The organism is Paraburkholderia sp. D1E (assembly GCF_052682275.1).
Genome location: NZ_JBQYMB010000001.1, coordinates 579,854 through 602,063, shown reverse-complemented (window position 1 = coordinate 602,063; position 22,210 = coordinate 579,854). Strand labels below are relative to the sequence as shown.

Sequence of the window (22,210 nt, the reverse complement as noted above, 5' to 3'; positions counted from 1 at the left end):
CGATCATGAGTCGAGACGACATCGCTGCGGATCAGGACGCGACTTTCCTGGTACCGCGTCCGGGCGGCAAGGGTGCAGCGCCTGGCGCATCCGCTGCGTCAGGTGAAATACCGGCGCCCACCCCGTCGCCAGTTCAGTCACCCACGCAAGCCGACACGCCCACGTCCGGCCTCATCTCGACGAGTGGCCTCAATCCGCTGCTGCGCGCGGCCAACCCGCTACTCGATCTGATCGTGCCGCTGCGCCGTATGTCGACGCATTCCGATCTCGAAGACTTGCGCGGCTGCCTCGTCGACGGCGTGCGCCAGTTCGAGAACAAGGCCCGCGCGGCGAACCTGAGCGTCGAAACGTTGTCGGCGGCGCGCTACGCGTTGTGTACCTTTCTCGACGAAACCGTGTCGAGCACGCCGTGGGGGGGCGGCGGTGCGTGGTCGGGGCGCAGCCTGCTGATTCTGTTTCACAACGAGGCGTCGGGCGGCGAGAAATTTTTCATGATCCTGCAGCGGCTCGCGCAGGACCCGCGCACCAACCTCGAGGTGCTCGAACTGATGTACGTGTGTCTCGCGCTCGGCATGGAAGGGCGCTACCGCCTGATCGAAGGCGGCCGCGCGCAACTCGACGTGTTGCGCGAGCGGCTGCTGGCGATGATCCGTGAGCGGCGCGGCCCACTCGAACGCGATCTGTCGCCGCATTGGCAAGGCGTCGTCGACAAGCGTAATCCGCTGATGCGAATGCTGCCGATGTGGGTGCTCGCCGCGCTCACAGGCGTGATCCTGATGGCGCTGCAACTGGCGTTCTCGATCAGCCTGAATCGGGCGTCCGATCCGGTATTCGCCGCACTGCACGGCGTGAAGACGGCGGTGGCCGAACCAGCCGCCACGCCTAAGGCCGCGGTCGCGCTCGAGCCCGTGAAGCCGCGCCTCGCTACTTTTCTTGCGCCTGAGGTCAGCCAGGGGCTGGTCAGTGTGGTCGAGACGCTCGGAAAATCGACGGTCACGCTGCATGGCGACGGCATGTTCGGTTCCGGCAGCGCGGATGTGTCGAGCAGCTTCTATCCGCTGCTCGATCGGATCGGCGACGCGCTCAAGACTGTGCAGGGCCGCGTCGTGGTAGCCGGGCACACGGACGACCAGCGCATCGTGTCGGCGCGTTTCCCGTCGAACTGGCACTTGTCGCAAGCCCGCGCCGAAGCCGTCAGGCAGGTGTTGGCCGCACGCACCGGCATGCCCGGGCGTTTCGCAGCCGAGGGGCGCGGTGACACTGAGCCCCTCGTGCCCAACGACAGCGCGGCGAACCGCGCGCGCAACCGGCGGGTGGATGTGACCGTCTTCACCTCGGGTACGCCATGACCACCGCGGTTACCGCTGTGTTCCCGTTTTGTCTTTTGCCAGGTCACCTGTCATGAAACGTCTCTTTAGCTGGTTCTTCCGTGCCGGGGTGCTGGCGTTCTTCGGCGCACTCGCGCTCGCGTTGATCGTCTGGGTCGACGGGCCGCTCTTTGCGTTCAACGGCAACGCGCCGCTGGAATCGGTGTCGAGCCGTGTCACGTTGATAGCGATTATTTTTATTCTGTGGGCCGGGTTCTTCGTCGGTAAATGGCTGATCGGGCGCATCGCCAGTTTGAAGCTGATGCAGAGCGTGGCGGCGCAACCGGCCGCCGATCCAGCATCGGCATCGGCGTCGTCCGCACCGTCTGCGGGCGACACGCGCTCGGCCGCAGAAGTCTCGGCACTCAACCAGCGCTTCCAGGAAGCGCTGGCCATTCTGCGTCAGGCGCGCGGTGGCCGGCGCTTTGGCGGTCAGTATCTCTATCAGACACCGTGGTACATGTTCGTCGGCGCGCCGGGCACGGGCAAGACCACGGCGCTGGTCCACTCGGGCCTGAAATTTCCGCTGGCCGATAAGCTCGGCAAGGAGGCGATTCGCGGGATCGGCGGCACGCGCAACTGCGACTGGTGGTTCACCGACGAAGCCGTGCTGCTCGACACAGCCGGCCGCTACACGACGCAGGACAGCGATTTCGAAGCCGATAAGGCGGCATGGACGGGCTTCCTGCAACTGCTGAAGAAATACCGTCGGCGCCGGCCGATCAACGGCGTGATCGTCGCGGTTTCGGTCGCCGATCTGTTGCGGCAATCCGAAGCTGATCGCAAGACGCAGGCGCAGGCGATCCGCGAGCGGATCAAGGAATTGCATGAACGCCTCGGCATCCGCTTTCCGATCTACGTGCTGGTCACGAAATGCGATCTGATGGCGGGCTTCGTGGAGTTCTTCGACGACCTCGGGCGCGAGGAGCGCACGAGTGTCTGGGGCATGACGTTTCCAGTCGCCGACGCGGCGAACGTCGACCAGTTGCTTGCCGCCTTTCCGGCCGAATTCGACGCGTTGGAAGCGCGCCTGCAGGCGCGTGTGCTCGACCGCCTGCAACAGGAGCGGGACGTTCGGCGGCGCGCGCTGATTTATGGCTTTCCGCAGCAGCTCGCGTCATTGCGCGACCTGCTGGGCAGCTTCCTCGGCGACGTGTTCCAGTCGAGCCGTTATGAGGAAAACGCGCTGCTGCGCGGTGTGTATTTCACCAGCGGTACCCAGGAGGGCAGCCCGATCGACCGTGTGATGGGCGCACTGGCGGCGAACTTTGGCATCGATCGCCAGGTGCTGGTGGCGAATACGGCGAGCGGCCGCAGCTATTTCATTACGCGGCTTCTGCGCGACGTGCTGTTCCAGGAATCGGGCCTGGCCGGCGCGGACCTGCGTGTCGAGCGCCGCCGTGCTTGGCTGCAGCGCGGCGCCTGGGTGCTGGCTGCGGTTCTGATCGTGCTGGTGACGGCGGGACTCGTGACCAGTTACGTGCGCAACAAGGCCTACGTCCGCGAGGTTGCGTCACAGGTCGACGCGATCGACGCGCAGGCGCGCAACCTCGTGCCGGGTGCGGGCGTGCTGAGTGTGTTGCCACTGCTCGACGCCGCGCGCGACATTCCCGGCGGCTACGCGAATCGCAACGGCGGCGCACCGTTTCTGATGACGCTGGGTCTGTATCAGGGCGACAAACTCGGCTCCGCTGCGCAGGTCCTGTATCAGCGTCTTTTGCGTCAGACCCTGTTGCCGAGAGTGGTCGGCCGTCTGGAAGAGCAGTTGCGGCGAGGTGAAGCGAACAACCCGCAATATCTGTACGAGACGCTGCGGGTCTATCTGATGCTGGGCGACCCGGGCCATTTCGACGCCGAATCGGTTGGCGCGTGGACGGATTACGATTGGGACCGCAACCTCGCCGGGCATGTTACCGACGATCAGCGCAAGGATTTGGCGGCGCATATGACCGCGCTGCTCGAACATCTGCAGGACGACGGCCCGGTCACGCTGGATGCGGACCTGGTCGCGTCGGCCCGCCAGGCACTGGCGAAGATTCCGCTGCAACAGCGGGTCTATGCGTCGCTGGCTCGCAATCTGCAGCATACGAGTTTGCCGGAGGTGTCGCTGGCCAGCGCGGCGGGACGCGACGCGGCACTCGTATTCGTGCGCAAGAGCGGCGAGCCGATGACGCGCGGCGTACCTGGCCTCTATACGCGTGACGGCTACCGGCAATTCCTCGCACGCCGCGATCTGGCGGTGGCCGACGTCGTCAAGGATAACTGGATATTGGGCAAGGACGAGGCGGTCACTGACCCCGCGGCGATCGAGCAACTGAACGCGCAGGTGCTCGAGCTCTACTATGACGACTACATCAGACACTGGGACGCATTCCTGTCCGATGTCGGTATCGTCCCGCTTCACGACCTCGATCAGGCTGCGCGCGTGGTGAACGTGCTCGCACAGCCCACCTCGCCTCTGAAGAAGTTGCTGAGCGTGGCCACGAAGGAAACCACGCTCGGCGACGTCAAACAAAGCACCTTGATCGATACGGCCAAGGGCAAGCTTGACAGCGTCAAGAAGAAGCTGGAGAGCGCGCTCGCCTCGTCCGACGATGCGGCGCCCGCGCCCGCGGTTGCGCTGCAGAATCCCGTCGATCTGCATTTCGATTCGTTGCACCAACTCGCGGCGGCGGGCGCAGGCGGCGCATCGCCGCTCGATTCGCAGCTTGCCTCGCTCAACGAGGTGTTCGTCTATCTCGATGCTGCCAATACCGCGAAGCGCCAGGGCGCGCCTGCGCCCGCTTCGGATGCGTTGATGAAGCTGAAGCAGGGCGCCGAAGGCAAGCCTGCGCCACTTGCTGCGATGCTCACGGCTGTGGCGGACGCGGGATCGTCGCTGACGCTCGGCAGCGAGCGTGGGCGCCTGAGTTCGCTGTGGGTGGCGAGTGTCGCGTCGTTTTGCCACCGGGCGATTGATGGCCGCTACCCGCTCGTCCGTAACGCCAGCAACGCGGTGACGCAGGAAGACTTCGGCCGCGTGTTCGCGCCCGGCGGCCTGATCGACGACTTCTTCCAGCACAACCTGATGCCTTACGTCGATATGTCGAAGACCCGCTGGAGCTGGCGGCCCTTCGGCAACGTATCGCTTGGTATTCCCGAGGATGTGCTCACACAGTTCCAGCGAGCCGGGCAGATCCGCGACGCGTTCTTTTCGGGCGGCGGCAAGATGGCATCGGCCCGCTTCGAATTGAAACCCGTCACGATGGACGCCGCCGTGACGCAGTTCGCGCTCGACATCGATGGACAGACGCTCACCTATGGGCACGGTCCCACGCGTTCGACTGCGTTCCAATGGCCGAACGGGAAAGTGTCGAGTTCGGTGCGGGTCGACTATGCGCCGCCGGGGGCGGCCGGCAGCAGCGGTTATTCCACCGATGGCCCGTGGGCGTGGTTCAGGATGATCGACAAGGGCGTGCTGGAGCCGACTGCGCAGCGCGACCGCTATAATCTCACGCTGGACCTCGACGGCCGCAAGGTCACGCTGGAGTTGCGTGCGAGTAGCGTGGTGAATCCGTTCAATCTCGACGCGCTCAACAAATTCAGTTGTCCCGCGAAGCTATGAGCGCGGTGTTCGATACGCCGGGCTTTTTCGGTAAGGCTATTACGCATGGGGATTTTCTGTCGAGACGTTTGCCCGCATCCTTTCTCGATCCTTGGGACGACTGGCTGCAGCGCGGGTTGCACGCGAGCCGGCAGCGTCTAGGTGCCGACTGGCTCGGCGCGTATCTGACGAGCCCGGTGTGGCGCTTCGCGCTTGGGCGAGGGGTGTGTGGCGAGCGTACCTGGGCGGGCGTGATGATGCCAGGTATCGATCGCGTCGGGCGATATTTCCCGCTGACTATAGCGGCGAGTTGTGGCGCGGGCGTTGATCTCGTCGAGTGGATGGGCGCGAGCTGTGGGTGGTACGACCGCCTGGACCTGCTGGCACGGTCGACGCTCGACGAGCGCTTTCAGATCGACGCGTTCGATGCAACACTCGCGCAGTTGATCGCGCCCACCCTGCCTGTGGTGAGTGAAGCCGAGGCAGCATTGTTTCTTCCGCTGGCATCCTTTTCGCGCGATGAACTCATGAACGGCACGCACAAGCTGATGATGAGTTGGGCGTCCGAATGCGCGATTGGGCGCAGTTTCTGGTGGAGCGAAGGCAGCACGGCAGCTGAAGCCGTGCTGGTTGCGTGCAACGGCCTGCCTGCCGAGCAGCAATTTTGCGCGCTCGTCGGCGGTGGGTGGAAAGAGTCTGAGTAGACTTATTTTTGCGGCGACACCGCGCGCTAAAAACGCCGGTTTTGCGAGGCCATAGCGACCACCTTCTGACAACCGGGATTCGGCGTTATGAGTCGAACCACACCAGTATCACCGTGACGTTGTCTTTGCCGCCGTGCTGTTTGGCGAGCTCGACAAGTTGGCGGCTACACGTTGCCAACGCGTCGGATGTAGCGTTGCGCAGCACGTCTGCGATCTGCTGGTCGTTCAGCATGCCGTGCAGACCGTCCGAACACAACAGATAAAGATCACCCGGCCTCGGCGTGAGCCGGTGCACCTCAGGCTCGACAATTGGCGACGGCCCGATCGCCTGCAGCAGCTCGTTGCGCCCCGGCAGATTGACAGTGATACCCGTATCGAGCGCCCGTTGATAGAACGTCTGATCGCTTGTGATCTGGAGCAACCGGCTATCGCGCCAGCGATAGAGGCGGCTGTCGCCAACATGGAACACGACCATGGTCGCCGAGTGAGGCTGGCGCCAGAGGCCTGTCATCGTCGTGCCCATGCCGCGGCCGTCGGGACGCATGTCATCGCGATTCATGGCGTACAAACGGTCGTTGACGTGCTCGACTGCTCGCATCGCAACGGTGACGGCCGGATGCGTGCCTTGCGGCGTGGTGCCGTCCGATTGCGCGGCATATCGACCCGGCAACGTGGCATCGGGATCGTCGCGCTGTTCAGTATGAAACGCGTGCGGATCGAGTTCCGCGATGAACTGATGGAACAGCGCAAGCGCCTCGGTGCTCGCGACTTCACCGGCATCGTGACCGCCCATGCCATCGCACACGATGACAAGACCGAGTACGTCGTCAACCAGAAAATTGTCTTCGTTGTTACGACGTACGAGCCCGATATCGGATAGGCCGAATGCGTAACCGGTAGCGAGCCGATAGGTCTGGTTGGGCGAAGTGGGTTTCAAGTGTGTCCTGTCGAGTCAACGCAGGCCGGGGGAGAGAAAACAGCGTGTTTCAAGCCATTAATGGTCGCATCGACCTTGATAAACCAGCCATTGGAGGTTTCCAGAAATCTCGTCATTTTGAGGCTGTTTAGATGGTCAGGTTGAAACAGTGCGTAGTGGCACCATTGACCTGAGGGAGATTGACGGTTCCGCCAACGCGGGTGGTCTTGTTGTATACAGGCCCAACCGGATAGACGGCGGCACCCATCTCCGTGCCGCCAATATCGCATTGCACAAGATAGCCGCCGGGGCGGGCGGCGACCGAATGCTGGAGTGGGAGCATGGAATCCGAAATGAGGATTTGGATATCGATGGTCTTCCCAGCGGTCGCATTCCAATTGATGAGGCGTTCTTCGGCATGGTCGCCGCAGACTTCTATGCCGAACCCAACTTCGACAACCTTGAAATATGGTGCGCTCGTCTTTGAGGTATGTATGAACGTGGGCGAGTTCTTGCCGGCGGAGCCGTCGTCCATCTCCTTGTAGGATTTGATGAGAAATTTTCCATTCTGCAGGACGGGGCATACATTGTAGGCAGTGACCTTTTTCCCACCAGGTTTCTGGTAGAAGATCGAGCCAGCAACGATCACCAGTGAACCGGCTTCTTTCGATATCTTCTCCAGCTTTTTGTAGATGCTGTGCTTATCAGCCCGCTCCAACGGCTTGGGGCCAAGTTGTTTAACTTTCTCTCCGATCACACAGTAACCGGACCAGTAATATTCGGGGGCGATGAGGACACGAATATCGGCGTTTTCTTTCTTGAGCAAAGCATCGCTTTGCTGTGCCGCCAAGCTGAACTCACTAGCCCGATCCTTCGCATCGGGGCCAAAATTGCGCTTGTCGACCTTCAATATTCCAATCGCGACGCTCGGCATCCGCTGATTCCCCTATTCTAAAACCTGCATTTGCTATTCGAACGGCCGTATCCCGCCCCGATTGCCCATGGTTTTGGAAAAGACTCGATAGACCTGAGCGTCGCGTCAATGTGGCACGTAAGCGTTCCCGCAACGTTCCCGCCCGGATGAACAGGACTGTGGCGGTGGCCCGGGAGGAGCGGGAGATGGGCGCCGAGGTTCAATACGACACAACAGGCCAGGCCATTTATGAGTGCGGTGACAAGACTGGATACTCCCACTCCGAATGGGAGTATTCCGAAGAGGCCTTTAACCACAACGAAGGGCGGAGCGTGGCGGCGCAGGCCTCCATTCCAATCAGGCAGGCTGGCAGATTAGCGAAGAACACTGCCATCTGATCCCGCTTGAGCGCCTTTTTCAGCACCGCTCTGCCATGTTCATTCACGCCGTGCACAGCGAATACAGATTTAGCCAGATCGATGCCAATTGTCGTAATCTTCATGATGGGCGCTCCCCTCGGTTCACGTGGTTGCTTCGACACATCCACTTTGGCACATCAATGCCGTCTCGGGTGGGGGCGTCCATCCCATTAACTTGTCGAGGCTGAGGAGAAAGGACGGCGGGAAAGAGCGTCCTCAGAAGACGTGGGACGGATTTTGGGCGACTTCGGTGATGTCGCACCACGCAACGAATCGCGCCGCGAGTTGTTTGCGATAGAGTGACGCGCACAGCAGATGCCGCTTGAGCGCAAAATGTTGCCGGATCGGCCCAAAGCACGAGAGAAATTTCTGTGTGCGTTTTGGGTCGCGAAAGCCTCGTATGCGACGCTCGTGTTCTCGCGTCGGTTGATGACTGCTCTCTACGCGGTTGTTCAGTCGGGCCGCAGCTTTGACGAACACGTGCTTCACGTTCGCAAGTTCGGGGATCTCGGCTTTTGCCGCCGGATAGCTGCGCAACTGATCGGTGACGATCTTGCTGGGCAACGAATCTCGAACGTAGCACACGCTTGAAGAAGCGTTTGGCAGCGGCTTTGTCGCGCCGCTTTTGAAGCAGGATGTCGAGTCGGCGCCATGCTCGTCCACCGCACGCCACTGCAGGTACGGTTCGCCAAGCAGTGTGACGAACATCTCGTCGAGGTGCCCGTACTACCGGGCTTGCGACGCATCGCTTTCAATCGATGCGCAGAGCCCTTACCAAACTTGTCGCACCAGCATCGGACTGTCTCGTACGTCACAATCACGCCGAGCTCGAAGAGCAGTTCCTCGATGTCGCGCAGGCTCAACTGGAAGCGGAAATACCATCGAACAGCACAGCTGATGACACTAGCCGGGAAACGGTGACCGTAATAAAGCGATTTCGATTTCTTCATCGCGCCATCTTACGTGACCGACCCAACAACCTGACAATGCCCGCGCGAGTTGCCTGCAGCTTCCAGAGCTCGGCTCCAGCCCGCACAAGCTATCAAGGCTGCGATGAGAAGAGGCAGGCTTCTCTTCTCAACGACCGGGGTAAGTGGGGTCTGCTGAAAGGGTGCGCCGTTCCGCGGGCAGCCCCGCCGCCTCGGAATTCTGCTGTACTGTCGATTCAGGTCAGAGCGACACGATCTGTCGCAACAGTTCCAGCGCTTTCATCTCATCCAGCCGCCCAGTCCGTGCTTTCCCTGCGAGCGTCTTGATCAGGGCTTCTGCTATTGGTTCAATGCCTATCAGATCGTCCAGGCTCGTCACGATAGCAGAACGGCGCGGCTCCGCAATGATCTCTGTGACGGAGGCCGGCACAGTCTGCTGGTGAGAGGCGGACGGTGTGACATCGTTGTCAACAGTTTGCCGGATCGCCAGATCGGAGGCAGGCGGGAGTACTGGATCGAGTTGCGTCGCGACTGCCTTCGTCACGGCGGCATCGCTGGTGTGATCCGTCGCGGATTGTTTGGCGAGTCGACCGCTCGCGGTTTTCGCCTTCCTACCCGCGGACTTTCTTGCCACCGCCGTTTCCGGCCTTATCGCAGCTGATAGCTCCTGTTGATCAGATGCAGGTCGACCGGACTGTGGATCAAGCAGAGCCGACACCGACTCAGGAATGTCCGTGACTGAACGCGGAATGTCCAGCCAGGCAGTTGGCAACCCGAGGCGTTCAGTGAAACGGCTGGCTTCGGCGTCGTCCATGCGCTTCTGCCCATACAGACGATTGTCCAGGTTGGAGGCGCTGATACTCATTACCGCGCTGAGTTGCACCTTCGATCCCTTACGGGAGGTGAGTACGTGCAGGTTGGCGCGACGAATGTTTTGCAGAGCGGCCACGTCGTTCAACGGCAAGGATTGCTGGCCCCCCGACTTCACGGACGCTTTTGTTTTCGCTGATGCCGGTTTCGACGAAGTAACCGTGGCAGTCCTTGTCGCTGTGGGCTTGCTCTTTGCGACGGGCCGTGGCGAGCCACCATCGGTTCTCTTTGACATTTCTAGTTCCCTGGGCAAACGGTCAGTGGGGGTAGGGCGGCGGTTCGCTGGCATTGCAGGAGCAGGTTCCGATGCCTGCCCGTCCGCCGATTCCGGTTCAGCGTTAGCGCGAATAAAGTCAAGCGGCGCCTTCAAACGACTGATGGTCTCGGATGTGAGGGCGGGGTTAGGTTGATCGAAAAACCCGTCGGGTAGCCCAAGCGTTGTTTCAATGTGGAAGGCCGTCTCGGGTGTGAATCTCTCGCCGTTTATTAATTCGGCCACGCGCGTCAGGTTGGAATCGAGTCCCAGTGCAATATTCTCTGCGCCCACCGCATCGACCAGCCATTTAAACGAACGCGTTTTGAAAATGGACGCCGTCTGCGCTGGATCCCGGACAGGTGGCGTTTTGACGTATGGCTTGTTCTGTCGATGAGAAGTCGATGGCTGGCGCGATTGGCGCGGGCCCTTGTCTCGAGATCCCGCATATCGCCCATGTGGCTGACTCATAGAGTGGGGCTCTCCGCCGGTGAAATCACTATCAATGAGGGGATTATAAGCGAGGGGGTACTCACGGCGGGCTTGTCGTCAGCCAACGAGTCGTTCTGGTGACCCAAACGCCGACGGTGTTGCTCCAGCCGGTTGTGGTGCCAATGGCGAAAGCGAGCGAGAAGCTGCCAGCTTGCGCGTCAACTCAACAGGTTCTGTCGCAGTACGGCTCGCGGAGGAAAGTTGCTCGGCATGCGAAGTACTATTTATGTTGTCAGTTTGTAGAATTGATCAGGGACGGACGCATGGGTCGCGTGCGTCGCTTGGTCGCGCGATGGTCCTGCTCGACAAGATTGTTTGGATATTTGGACTGGCGGATCTGGATGGGCGATTCACGATCATCACTGATGACTTCGGGTGCGGCGGGATTGGCGCCGCTTTTGTCGATGGTCACCGTCTCGGGTGCGCCATTAAGGGCGATCGATTTCTCAAAGTAACGCCGAGCAGTCTTGTCCGGATGGGCACGTAGCAGAAAGTCAATCTTGTTGCCGTCCTTGTCGACGGCCCGGTAAAGATACCGCCATTCGTCCTTGACGCGAGTACGTCTTGTCCATTCGCCAGCTCTGGCTCTTGTGGCGGCGCAACGCCTTCTCCAGCACCGGCAATAGCTTGAGCGTCCAGCGATGCACGGTCGAATGATCAGCGCAAATGCCTCACTCAGCGACCCTCTCTTCGATGTGATGCAGGCGCAGCGGATAGGCTACGTACCAGCGGTACGCACATCAGGATCACGTCGAGCGATAATGCAGGCGCTTGAGCACTCGGGCCATCGCCGGATTCAACTTCGTTATCAACCGATCAGCCATTCATGTTGTTCTCCACATCGTAGCGGATCGCCTTTTTGCGACAGAACCTCAATCAACACCGGTAGCAAAACTATCTGTCCGCAAAGCTTTGTCGCATGTATCTCCTCAATATCCTGGCACTCGCTCAAGGAATCGTGAGTGTTGTTAAAATCAGCAGTAAAGTAAAACACGCCAATGTGGACCTGTGCATCTGGCTGTTCGATAAAAGCGCCATCAGAACTACGAGAAAAATAGACGCGAGGCATCCCCGATGAACCTATTTATGCTGTGCCCACGACGGATGAGCGGATTCATTGCTGTTGGGCTTGCGCTGCTTGCCAGCAGCTCGTTGGCCGCATCCCAGATAATGGCGCCCGCGCTGGCGCCATCTGTCGAGATAGGAGAGTTTGCTCGCGACGACGCAAGCGAGGCAAAAAATATTCGTCAACTTGACGCCAGCGACGCTCGCGTGCGCGCCATTCGACTGTCGGCCGAACAAGGTCAGCCGGAAGCCGAGGACATCCTGGGCCGGATGTATAGCGTCGGCCAGGGCGTGGTGCGCGACGATGGCATCGCCGTCCAGTGGTATCGGAAGGCCGCAGATCAGGGCTACGCGGCTGCACAGAATCGGCTCGGCTACGCGTACCTGAAGGGACTAGGCGTGCCACAGAACGACGCGCTGGCGGTGCAATGGATGACGAAGTCCGCAGAGGGCGGCTATGCGCCTGCACAGGACAATGTCGGGGTGTTTTATGAATACGGGTTGTACGGTCTGCCTCGCGACGTCGACCGGGCGCTCGAATGGTACCGGACCGCCGCGGCGCAGGACTATGCTCCGGCTCAGTTCAAGGTGGGTGTGTGTTTCCAACGCGGCATCGGCGTGCCGCCGGATTTGAAGGTGGCGGCGCACTGGTTTGCGTTGTCGGCGCAAGGTGGCGATCTGAAGGCGAAAGTGAATCTCGGATACCTCTACATGACAGGCCTGGGCGTCGCTCATGACGACAGGCGAGCGACTGAGCTGTTCACAGAGGCGGCGCTCAGCGGAAACGTTGGCGCTCAGAAAAATCTCGCGATCATGTATGCCCGTGGCCAGGGTGTACCGCATGACGAGACGCTCGCTACAGGCTGGCTGAAGTCGGCGGCGAACCAGGGCGATGCGTTTTCGCAGTGGCAGTTGGGCAGCCGCTACGCGAAGGGTATTGGCATCGAGACCGACCTGACCGCAGCGATAGAGTGGTTCCGTAAGGCCGCTGATCAGGACGATGTCAATGGCATGGTGTGGCTCGGCTCAAGTTACGCGAGTGGGCAAGGCGTCATGCGAAACGACGCCGAAGCATTCCGCTGGTTCGCCAAGGCGGCCGCGCAGGGCGACGCTCAGGCCGAAGTCTATCTTGCGGCGTTCTATAAAGACGGTCGTGGCGTCGCAAAGGATGACTTGCAGGCTGCTTCGTGGCTGCACAAGTCCGCCGAGCAGGGCAACGCTGACGCACAAACCAACCTTGGCATTGCGTATCTGGCTGGCCGTGGCGTCGAGCGTGATCCTGCCGCTGGCGTTATGTGGCTGCGACGTTCTGCCGAACAAGACAACGTAGCCGCTATGCTGGACTTAGGTGTTTACTACTGGAACAAGTCCGCTGTCGCGCAAGACGCTGTCGATGCGTTTGAATGGTTTGCGAAGGCGGCCAAGCTGGGCGACGCGCGCGGTGAGCTCTATGTAGCGAAATGCTATGCGTTCGGCCGAGGAGTCGCGATGGACTACGGCCAGGCGACCGCCTGGTTTCGCAAGTCCGCCGAACATGGTAACGCCGAGGCGATGTTCAACATGGGGCAGGCATACCAGGACGGGTTAGGTATTGAGCGCGACCCCGCACAAGCACGAGAATGGCATCAAAGGGCAACCGCAGAGGGATATGTGTCGGCACCGTCGCCGCAAAGCGGCGGCGCAACTGGTGTCGATGCTCGCTAAATATCAGAAAGCAGCTTGAGTGGCGGAGCGTTAAAAATCTTGGGGTTTCGGCGCACGCTGCCTAAAATTTGGGCGCCGTGTCAGCCGGAGATCGAAATGAAGATCACGATTCGCGTTGAGATCACCACAGACTGGAACGAAACTGAGACCTTTGAAATCAATGAGATTGAGCGCCAGTATTGCAAGCTGGATCAGTCGAAAATCGGCTTGTCTCTGGCCGAAGGCAAAGACGTGCTGCACAAGCCGCAGCCGATATTCGTGGCAGCGCAGGCTGAGGCCCGACCAGCGCGCTGCCTCGCCCGCGGCGTGCGAGGCGGGCGATGCAGAATAGGCGGCGCATTCATGGCGGCCAATGAATGGCGGCGAACTGCAGCATATTTTGTGGGCGGGTAAATCGAGCCTCCGACGACAGATCACGAGCGGTTAAGGCTGATTCAGGACTTTGCAAAAAACTGAATTCAGTCTATATTCGGTCTGAGTGACGCGACAAACGGAGGATCAGACATGCGCCTGGCAGACCACGTAAAGCCAATCAGCTACCTGAAAAGCGACGCAGCGCAGATCGTCAAGGATTTAACGGCTTCTGGCGAGCCGCTGCTCATTACGCAGAATGGCGAGGCGAAGCTCGTTGTGCAGGACGTGCAGAGCTACGAAGACACCCAGCAAACGCTGGCGTTGCTCAAGATCCTGGCCCTAGGCCAGAAGGACATCGAGCAGGGAAAATTCAAGGACGCTGGTGAGTTTCTTGCCGAGCTCGCCGACCTTGATCGGAAGGAGAAAATCCGCTGATGTGGCAGGCGAAGCTGAAGCTCCTGATTCTCGACGAGGCGCAGGAGGATACAAAAGATTTGCGTCGCTACATCCTCAAAAGCTTCGGTGCCGAGACGTGGAAGCAGACGTCGGCGGACTTGACCGTCACGTTTAGCAATATCAGGCAGTTCCCACAGAGCGGTTATGTCCCGGCTGAGCTTGCAGATTTCGGTGGTCTGAATTTCCGGGAAGCGTTGAGCGGCCAGAATCGGGTTATCTATGAGGTGCGCGACGACACGATTTACATTCACGTCGTCACCGATACGCGCCGCGATCTACGAACGCTTCTCCAGAAACGACTATTGCGTTCTCAATGATAAATTCAGCCTTACAGGTGGGAGTTTTCACGCTGTAGTGCCGGGATCACTCGCCAGATGAGGGTACACGCGTCCCCCCGAAAAAGCTCACCATAACGAAGAATGTTGATTTTCAATACGCAACTAACCGTCTGTATCACTTGCGTACACCTCAACATACAAAACCGCCTACAACACAACGGCCGTCTGAAAAATAACGATCATGTACGTCGCCTGGCGGTTATCGATAACGGATACCCGGCGAAACTGAACCGTTGCTGCATTGACGATTGCGCTGCTTTCAACTTCTGGTAGATTTATTGCTGCGCGGCGCAGCACAAATACAAAGACCGCGAAGGATATTGTCGAGGTACGTCATGGAAGTTCTTGATCGCGCGCCCGCCGTCTCGCCGAACGGACGCGCCGTGGTTTTCGTGCTGTCGATCCGCGGCCGCGAGGTCGAAGGCGCAATTGCGCGTGACGCACTCGAAGAGCATTTCTGGCTACCGCGTAGCGCCGACGCGACGCGCACGCTCAAAACGTTTGAAAACGGTCGCAACCGCATCGTCGCGGTCGCGCAAAGAAAGCGGTTTTGTCGCACTAGCGATGCTGCGTTAAAGTTCGGGATGCACAAACTTTGCTTCGGCTCACGATGAAGAAGACCGCGACACCACGAACGGCCCTTGCTGCAGGCATCGCGAAGGTTTTGAAGCGGCTTCACTATCCGCTGGACGTGATGTTGTTGTGCGTGCGGTGGTATGTGGCCTATTCGCTCAGTCTTCGGAATCTTGAGGAGATGATGGCTGAGCGCGCCATTGGCGTGGATCATTCAACAGTGCATCGTTGGGTCATCAAGTTGGTGCCGTTGTTCGAAAAGACGTTTCGCAAGCACAAGCGCCCGGTGGGCAAGAGTTGGCGCATGGATGAAAGCTATATCAAGGTCAAAGGCTCGTGGAAATATCTTTATCGCGCCGTGGACAAGGCGGGCAACACCATCGACTTTCTGTTTAGAGCCAAGCGGGACAAGGCTGCTGCCCGGCGGTTTTTTGAAAAGGCAATCGGTCAGAACGGCTCGCCCGAGACGGTGACCATCGACAAGAGCGGTTCCAATCTGGCCGCGCTTCATGCGGTGAATGCCGAGCGCGAGACGCCCATCAAGATTCGTCAAGTCAAGTATTTGAACAACGTGGTCGAACAGGACCATCGGGCCATCAAACGCATCACTCGGCCGATGCTGGGGTTCAAGGACTTTGACTGCGCGCGCGTTATTCTCATTGGCATTGAGACTATGCACATGATCAAGAAAGGGCAGATGAAATGCTTGGGTAAAATCCCGCTGTCCGCTGCCCAGCAATTCTACTCGCTCTTTTCATAAGGTATCCTTCTGATATCGCATTTACTCGCCCCTCCCGTCTTACTGCGACACAACCCGCAGGCTAGCCGGGTCGTTGCTGACCAGAACCCGTCTATGCCAACTCACCCTCTCAAGCTCGAAGAGCGTCACGCTAATGGACTTCATGACCTCGGCGTCAGAAGATATGGATTTCTGCTGCTCGACAACTTCTCGTTGATCGCACTGGGTGCCGCGGTTGATCCCTTGCGGATCGCCAACATGATTGTCGGGCGCCGCGTCTACGACTATCAACTCGTTAGCGCGGGTGGCGAGTGTGTTCAATCGAGCGACGGGATCCGCTTACTGCCCGACACAACGATCCGGGACCCCGGCTCGTTTGACGCCGTCTTCGTAGTCGGCCCCAATCCGATTCCGCGCAAGGGGATCGGCGCAGTGCTGGATTGGCTGCGTCTGCACGCGCGCGGCGGTACGGCTCTGGGTGGTCTCGACACCGGCAGTTATTTTCTCGCCCGTGCCGGTCTGCTGAACGGCTACCGGTGCACGATCCACTGGGAAGATCAGGACGTGCTGATGGGCCAGTTCCCCAAGCTCATCGTGTCCAATCGACTCTACGAGGTAGATCGGGATCGCTACACATGTAGCGGTGGCGTCGCGCCGCTGGACCTGATGGTGCATCTGCTCGGCATGCCGCCGGGCAGCCGCTCGCTTGGCGCGCGCGTGCTCGAACTGCTTGTTGCCGAACGACGCAGTCATGAGCAACAGCAGCGGACATCGCTGCGCCAGTACATGGGCGCGGAACATATTAAGCTCGACGAGGCTTTGCAGATCATGGAGAGCAATGTCGAGGAAGCGCTCTCTGTGGCGGAGGTAGCTTCGTATCTGGGCGTCTCACAGCGGCAGCTTGAGCGCTGGTTCCACGAACGGATAGGTAAGACGCCGGCTCAGGCGTATCTTGAAATTCGCCTGCTACGTGCCCGCCAGTTGCTTTACCGAACCGGCAAGCCGCTCGAAGAGGTCTGTTCACGAACAGGCTTCACATCAATGACGCACTTCGCGACGCGTTACAAAGCACAATTCAAAATTTCGCCCATGGCAGACCGTCGGCGATATCAGAACGCATTGTAAGGCAGCATCTCCCCCACCCTTTTCTTGCTCCAGTCCACACACGGTTGCTGCGTGGGGGAGGCGCTCGCCTGCTGGAGATGCCAATCCGCCAGCAAAGAGGCTTTACGGTGGTAAACCCTCGATGTCGCAATTAAGGACCGTCGTGTCGTTTTAGAAAACTTTCGAAATCACCAGACTTCTACCATTCGCTCACACCAACGGAGCTTTTTCACGAAGGAGCGAGCGCATGAAACTGGAGAACCTGATCAGGATCGAGAACGGCGAGAAGGTGAAGCACACCTTTTCGGATGCGGAGTATGCGAACCGTCAAGGCAAGCTGCGCGCATTGATGTCCAATGAGAATATCGATGCCGTGCTGTTTACGTCGTATCACAACATCAACTATTACGCGGACTTCCTGTACTGCTCGTTCGGTCGCAAGTACGGGCTTGTCGTGACGGCGAACAAGGTGGTCTCGATCTCGGCGAACATCGATGGCGGACAGCCGTGGCGCCGTACGGTCGGTGACTACAACGTGGTCTACACGGACTGGCAGCGCGACAACTTTTTCCGTGCAGTGCAGCAGGAAATCGAGAACAAGGGACGTGTGGGCATTGAATTTGACCACGTACCCGTCGACGTGCTGGCCAAGCTGAAAGCCGCGCTGCCCTCTGTCGAATTCGTCGATATCAGCGCGCAGACGATGCGCATGCGCATGATCAAGTCCGCCGAGGAAATCGAGGTCATCAAGCATGGCGCGAACGTGTGTGATGTGGGCGGTGCGGCCCTCGCTGCAGCGGTGCACGAAGGCGTACCCGAGCACGAGGTGGCGCTGGCCTCGACCCAGGCGATGGTGCGCGAGATTGCCCGCCGTTTCCCCGATTCCGAACTGATGGATACGTGGACGTGGTTTCAGTCCGGCATCAACACCGACGGCGCCCACAATCCGGTCACCACGCGCAAGGTGCAGAAGGGCGACATCCTGAGCCTGAACTGCTTCTCGATGATCGCCGGTTACTACACGGCGCTCGAGCGCACGATGTTCTTCGATCACTGTTCCGACGAGCACCTTCGTTTGTGGAAGGTCAACGTCGAAGTCCACGAAGCGGGGCTGAAACTGATCAAACCAGGCGCGCGCTGCAGTGATATCGCGCACGAGCTCAACAGGATCTACGCGGAGTACGACCTGCTGCAGTACCGCACGTTCGGCTACGGCCATTCGTTCGGCGTGCTGTCGCACTATTACGGCCGCGAAGCGGGGCTCGAACTGCGCGAAGACATCGACACGGTGCTCGAACCGAACATGGTGATCTCGATGGAACCGATGATCATGCTGCCCGAAGGTTTGCCTGGCGCGGGCGGCTATCGCGAGCACGACATTCTGGTGGTGGGCGAGAGAGATGCCACCAACATCACCGGATTCAAGTACGGCCCGGCGCACAACATCATCAAGGCCTGACCCGGTCTCATTCGAATCACCCTGCGGCTACGGCCGCAGGCACCCCAGGATGTTGCAGGAGACGTTTCAATGTTTTCAAAGGAACAAACCATTGCCGGGTTCGATCCGGAACTGGCCGACGCGATGCGCCTTGAGCGCCAGCGTCAGGAAGCTCACATCGAACTGATCGCATCGGAAAACTACACCAGCCCGCGGGTGCTCGAAGCGCAAGGATCGGTGCTCACGAACAAGTACGCCGAAGGCTATCCGGGCAAGCGTTACTACGGTGGCTGCGAACATGTCGACGTAGTGGAGTCACTGGCGATTGCGCGTGCGAAGCAGCTATTTGGCGCTGACTATGCGAACGTCCAGCCGCATAGTGGCTCGCAGGCCAACGCCGCAGTCTACCTGGCTTTGCTGACGCCTGGCGACACGATTCTCGGCATGAGCCTCGCGCACGGTGGCCACCTCACGCACGGTGCGAAGGTGTCGTTTTCGGGCAAGCTATATAACGCGGCTCAGTATGGCGTCGATACGCACACCGGTCTGATCGATTACGACGAAGTCGAACGCCTCGCCGTCGAACACAAGCCCAAAATGATCGTGGCAGGATTTTCGGCCTACTCGCGTGTGCTGGACTTTGCACGCTTCCGGCAGATCGCGGACCGCGTCGGTGCGTACCTGTTCGTCGACATGGCGCACGTTGCCGGACTCGTTGCGGCAGGGCTCTATCCGAACCCGTTGGTATTCGCCGACATCGTCACGACAACCACCCACAAGACGTTACGTGGCCCACGTGGTGGGCTGATTCTGGCCAAAGCCAACGCCGAGATCGAAAAGAAGCTCAATTCGATGGTCTTTCCAGGTACGCAGGGCGGCCCGCTGATGCACGTCATCGCGGCGAAGGCAGTCGCGTTCAAGGAAGCGCTTGGGGCGGAGTTCGTCGACTATCAAAGACAGACGCTGGCAAATGCGCGCGCAATGGTCTCGGTATTCGTTGAGCGCGGCTACGACGTGGTGTCCGGCGGCACGGACGATCACCTGTTTCTTGTCGACCTGGTCGCGAAGGGGATCACTGGCAAGGACGCGGACGCGGCTTTGGGCCGTGCGCATATTACGGTGAACAAGAATGCGGTGCCGAATGATCCGCAATCACCGTTCGTGACGAGCGGGATCCGCATCGGCACACCTGCCATCACGACACGCGGATTCAGGGAGGCTGATGCCGTGCTGACCGCCGCGCTCATCTGCGACGTGCTGGACAACCTCGGCGATGCCCAGGTCGAGGAGCGCGTGCGCGAACAGGTGGCGAAGTTGTGTGCGCGCCTGCCGGTATACGCTGGACTTTAACGAGAAAGCCATGAACGTCAGCACCTTCGATCTCTTCAAGATCGGCATTGGGCCCTCGAGCTCTCACACCGTCGGGCCGATGATCGCGGCTTGCCGGTTCGTTACCCGCATTCGCGACGCCGGAAGGCTGGGCGAGGCGAGCGCGATCCGGGCGGACCTGTACGGCTCACTCGGCGCCACCGGCAAGGGACACGGTACCGACAAGGCTGTGCTACTTGGGCTTGAAGGGAATCTCCCCGATGCGATCGATCCCGACTATGTGGAATCCCGGCTGGCGCATATTCGCTCAACGAAGTCGATCGAGGTCGCAGGAGTCCATCAGATTGCCTTCGACGAGAAGACGCAGATGGTGTTCCTGCGCCGTGAGGTGCTGCCGTTCCACTCCAATGGGATGCGGTTCACCGCGTTCGACGCAAACGGCAAGATAGTCGACGAACAGGCCTATTTTTCAGTTGGGGGCGGCTTTGTTGTTGACGATGCAGGGGTGCGTCTCAACGGTCAGGAAGGTGCCACGCAGGTTCCTTATCCGTTCAGGACGGGCGTGGACCTGTTGCGCATGTGCGGGGAAAGCGGCCTGTCTATCGCGGGATTGATGCTTGCCAACGAAGCCACCTGGCGCACGCCCGAAGCAGTGCGGCAAGGATTGCTGAAGATCAGGGACGTGATGTCGGCGGCGATCGCACGCGGCTGCTCGATGGAAGGGCACCTGCCGGGGCCCATGAAGGTCAGGCGACGAGCGGCCGAACTATTTCAACAGCTGAAAGGCCAGTCGGAAGAAAGTCTGCGCGACCCTCTGTCGATGATCGACTGGATCAATCTGTATGCGATGGCGGTGAACGAAGAGAATGCCGCGGGCGGGCGCATCGTGACCGCACCGACCAACGGCGCCGCGGGAATCATCCCGGCGGTATTGCAGTACTACATGAAGTTCGTCCCAGGGTCGAGCGACGACGGCGTTGTGACCTTCCTGCTGACGGCCGCTGCCATCGGGCTGCTCTACAAGGAGAATGCGTCGATCTCCGGCGCGGAAGTCGGTTGTCAGGGCGAAGTCGGCGTGGCGTGCTCTATGGCCGCCGCGGCGCTTGCAGCCGTGATGGGTGGGTCGCCTGAACAGGTCGAGAACGCCGCCGAAATTGGCATGGAACACAACCTGGGCATGACCTGCGATCCGGTGGGCGGCCTCGTTCAGATTCCCTGTATCGAGCGTAACGCGATGGGCGCAGTCAAGGCTGTAAACGCGGCCCGCATGGCACTGCACGGCAATGGCAAACATTACGTGTCGCTGGATAAGGTCATCAAGACGATGCGTGAGACAGGCGCGGATATGAAGACCAAGTACAAGGAAACTTCGCGCGGGGGCCTCGCGGTCAACGTGATCGAGTGTTGAGGAGACAGATGATGAACCGGTATTCGATATTCAGTTTGCTGCGCAACGGGTTGTCGTATCACGAGAACTGGGAGCGCGCATGGAAGAGCCCCGAGCCGAAGAAGGAGTATGACGTGGTGATCGTCGGCGGCGGCGGCCATGGTCTCGCGACGGCGTACTACCTCGCGAAAGAACTCGGCGTGCGTAACATTGCGGTCCTTGACAAAGGCTGGATCGGCGGCGGCAATACCGCGCGCAATACAACGATCGTACGGTCGAACTATCTGTGGGACGAGTCGGCCGCGCTCTACGAAAAGGCTCTGCAGCTGTGGGAAGGCCTGTCGCAGGACATCAACTACAACGTGATGTTCAGCCAGCGAGGTGTGATGAATCTTGCGCACACGCTGCAGGATGTTCGCGACACCGAGCGCCGCGTGAATGCAAACCGGCTCAACGGTGTCGATGCAGAATTCCTTACACCCGAGCAGATCAAGGAGGTCGTGCCGGTGATCAACCTGCACAGTCGCTATCCGGTGCTGGGTGCCTCGTTCCAGCGCCGCGCCGGTGTGGCCCGGCACGATGCGGTCGCCTGGGGCTATGCGCGCGGTGCGGACCAGCACGGTGTCGACATTTTGCAGAACTGTGGCGTGACCGGCATTCGCCGCGCCAATGGCGCAGTAGTCGGCGTCGACACCGTCAAAGGCTTCATCAAGGCGAAGAAGGTCGCGGTGGTCGCCGCAGGTAACAGCAGCGTGCTCGCGGAGATGGCGGGGATCCGCCTGCCGCTTGAAAGCCATCCACTGCAGGCGCTCGTCTCGGAGCCGATCAAGCCGATCGTCAATACGGTGATCATGTCCAACGCGGTGCACGCGTACATCAGTCAGTCTGACAAGGGCGATCTGGTGATCGGAGCCGGTGTGGACCAGTACACCGGATACGGCCAGCGGGGCAGCTTCCACACCATCGAGGGCACGCTGCAGGCCATCGTCGAAATGTTTCCGGTGTTCTCGCGCGTGCGGATGAACCGGCAGTGGGGGGGCATCGTCGACGTGTCGCCGGATGCGTGCCCGATCGTCAGCAAGACAGACGTGAAGGGGCTGTACTTCAACTGCGGCTGGGGCACGGGGGGCTTCAAGGCCACGCCGGGTTCCGGGTGGGCGTTCGCACACACCATCGCCAACGATGCGCCGCATCCGCTGAACGCTCCTTTTTCGCTGGACCGGTTCTACACCGGCCATCTGATCGACGAACACGGCGCGGCAGCGGTCGCGCACTAA

The 22,210-nt window shown here is 60.0% G+C and carries 18 protein-coding genes and 3 pseudogenes; 14 read left to right on the top strand and 7 right to left on the bottom strand.

The genetic code is table 11. The features are described from left to right. Nucleotides 1-5: 5 nt before the first annotated feature. Genes ACUN0E_RS02860 through tagF form a run of 3 tightly spaced genes read left to right on the top strand, consistent with a single transcriptional unit; the run spans nucleotide 6 to nucleotide 5,654 of the window. On the top strand, nucleotides 6-1,349 hold the full coding sequence (locus ACUN0E_RS02860) for a DotU family type VI secretion system protein (RefSeq protein ID WP_445565572.1): 1,344 nt from the start codon (nucleotides 6-8) through the stop codon (nucleotides 1,347-1,349). A gap of 52 nt (nucleotides 1,350-1,401) precedes the next feature. Next, on the top strand, nucleotides 1,402-4,971 hold the full coding sequence (gene tssM, locus ACUN0E_RS02855) for a type VI secretion system membrane subunit TssM (protein WP_445565571.1): 3,570 nt from the start codon (nucleotides 1,402-1,404) through the stop codon (nucleotides 4,969-4,971). Beyond that, nucleotides 4,953-5,654 carry a type VI secretion system-associated protein TagF gene (gene tagF, locus ACUN0E_RS02850; protein ID WP_445565570.1) on the top strand — a complete coding sequence of 234 codons (702 nt, stop codon included), beginning with the start codon at nucleotides 4,953-4,955 and terminating at the stop codon, nucleotides 5,652-5,654. The genes tssM and tagF overlap by 19 nt, the downstream gene beginning before the upstream one ends. A gap of 85 nt (nucleotides 5,655-5,739) precedes the next feature. Here the strand turns inward: tagF and ACUN0E_RS02845 are convergent, their stop codons facing one another. The 7 genes and pseudogenes from ACUN0E_RS02845 to ACUN0E_RS02815 all read right to left on the bottom strand — a co-directional run bounded on the left by ACUN0E_RS02845 (nucleotide 5,740) and on the right by ACUN0E_RS02815 (nucleotide 11,515). Continuing rightward, a complete protein-coding gene (locus ACUN0E_RS02845; RefSeq protein WP_445565569.1) occupies nucleotides 5,740-6,591 on the bottom strand; it encodes a PP2C family protein-serine/threonine phosphatase in 852 nt (283 codons plus the stop codon). A gap of 127 nt (nucleotides 6,592-6,718) precedes the next feature. After that, nucleotides 6,719-7,504 (bottom strand): hypothetical protein, encoded by a 786-nt coding sequence (locus tag ACUN0E_RS02840; protein ID WP_445565568.1) that lies wholly within the window; start codon nucleotides 7,502-7,504, stop codon nucleotides 6,719-6,721. A gap of 313 nt (nucleotides 7,505-7,817) precedes the next feature. Continuing rightward, a pseudogene (locus ACUN0E_RS02835) lies at nucleotides 7,818-7,985 on the bottom strand (IS110 family transposase); the annotation flags it as partial. Between the two features lie 133 nt (nucleotides 7,986-8,118). Beyond that, nucleotides 8,119-8,610: a DDE-type integrase/transposase/recombinase gene (locus ACUN0E_RS02830; RefSeq protein WP_445565567.1), complete on the bottom strand. Its 492-nt coding sequence runs from the start codon at nucleotides 8,608-8,610 to the stop codon at nucleotides 8,119-8,121. A gap of 462 nt (nucleotides 8,611-9,072) precedes the next feature. Then, entirely contained in the window at nucleotides 9,073-10,425 is a 1,353-nt protein-coding gene (locus tag ACUN0E_RS02825) for a hypothetical protein (protein WP_445565566.1), read from the bottom strand. Nucleotides 10,426-10,708: 283 nt separating this feature from the next. Continuing rightward, nucleotides 10,709-11,255 (bottom strand): annotated as a pseudogene (locus tag ACUN0E_RS02820) (IS6 family transposase); the annotation flags it as partial. After that, a complete protein-coding gene (locus tag ACUN0E_RS02815; RefSeq protein WP_408341005.1) occupies nucleotides 11,255-11,515 on the bottom strand; it encodes a hypothetical protein in 261 nt (86 codons plus the stop codon). The gene ACUN0E_RS02815 and the pseudogene ACUN0E_RS02820, both read right to left, overlap by 1 nt. A gap of 5 nt (nucleotides 11,516-11,520) precedes the next feature. On the opposite strand from ACUN0E_RS02815, the gene ACUN0E_RS02810 reads away from it, so the two are divergent. From ACUN0E_RS02810 to ACUN0E_RS02760, 11 genes and pseudogenes are all read left to right on the top strand, one after another. Further along, nucleotides 11,521-13,215, top strand: a complete 1,695-nt coding sequence (locus ACUN0E_RS02810; RefSeq protein ID WP_445565565.1) for an SEL1-like repeat protein — start codon at nucleotides 11,521-11,523, stop codon at nucleotides 13,213-13,215. A 96-nt stretch (nucleotides 13,216-13,311) separates the two neighbouring features. After that, nucleotides 13,312-13,491 (top strand): annotated as a pseudogene (locus ACUN0E_RS02805) (ISKra4-like element ISBte2 family transposase); the annotation flags it as partial. Nucleotides 13,492-13,719: 228 nt separating this feature from the next. Then, a complete protein-coding gene (locus ACUN0E_RS02800; protein ID WP_408242224.1) occupies nucleotides 13,720-14,004 on the top strand; it encodes a type II toxin-antitoxin system Phd/YefM family antitoxin in 285 nt (94 codons plus the stop codon). Then, nucleotides 14,004-14,342 (top strand): type II toxin-antitoxin system RelE/ParE family toxin, encoded by a 339-nt coding sequence (locus tag ACUN0E_RS02795; RefSeq protein ID WP_445565564.1) that lies wholly within the window; start codon nucleotides 14,004-14,006, stop codon nucleotides 14,340-14,342. The genes ACUN0E_RS02800 and ACUN0E_RS02795 overlap by 1 nt, the downstream gene beginning before the upstream one ends. A gap of 356 nt (nucleotides 14,343-14,698) precedes the next feature. Beyond that, entirely contained in the window at nucleotides 14,699-14,977 is a 279-nt protein-coding gene (locus ACUN0E_RS02790) for a DUF1488 family protein (protein WP_445565563.1), read from the top strand. Next, nucleotides 14,974-15,696 (top strand): IS6 family transposase, encoded by a 723-nt coding sequence (locus ACUN0E_RS02785; protein WP_445565562.1) that lies wholly within the window; start codon nucleotides 14,974-14,976, stop codon nucleotides 15,694-15,696. Before ACUN0E_RS02790 ends, ACUN0E_RS02785 begins: the two co-directional genes overlap by 4 nt. A 93-nt stretch (nucleotides 15,697-15,789) precedes the next feature. Next, on the top strand, nucleotides 15,790-16,800 hold the full coding sequence (locus tag ACUN0E_RS02780; RefSeq protein ID WP_445565561.1) for a GlxA family transcriptional regulator: 1,011 nt from the start codon (nucleotides 15,790-15,792) through the stop codon (nucleotides 16,798-16,800). Between the two features lie 226 nt (nucleotides 16,801-17,026). Continuing rightward, nucleotides 17,027-18,238 carry a M24 family metallopeptidase gene (locus ACUN0E_RS02775; RefSeq protein WP_445565560.1) on the top strand — a complete coding sequence of 404 codons (1,212 nt, stop codon included), beginning with the start codon at nucleotides 17,027-17,029 and terminating at the stop codon, nucleotides 18,236-18,238. A gap of 69 nt (nucleotides 18,239-18,307) precedes the next feature. Further along, nucleotides 18,308-19,567 (top strand): serine hydroxymethyltransferase, encoded by a 1,260-nt coding sequence (gene glyA / locus ACUN0E_RS02770; RefSeq protein WP_445565559.1) that lies wholly within the window; start codon nucleotides 18,308-18,310, stop codon nucleotides 19,565-19,567. Nucleotides 19,568-19,577: 10 nt separating this feature from the next. Beyond that, nucleotides 19,578-20,954 (top strand): L-serine ammonia-lyase, encoded by a 1,377-nt coding sequence (locus tag ACUN0E_RS02765; protein WP_445565558.1) that lies wholly within the window; start codon nucleotides 19,578-19,580, stop codon nucleotides 20,952-20,954. Nucleotides 20,955-20,965: 11 nt separating this feature from the next. Next, the gene (locus ACUN0E_RS02760; RefSeq protein ID WP_445570362.1) at nucleotides 20,966-22,210 is read left to right on the top strand and encodes a sarcosine oxidase subunit beta family protein; all 1,245 of its coding nucleotides are present in this window, start codon (nucleotides 20,966-20,968) and stop codon (nucleotides 22,208-22,210) included.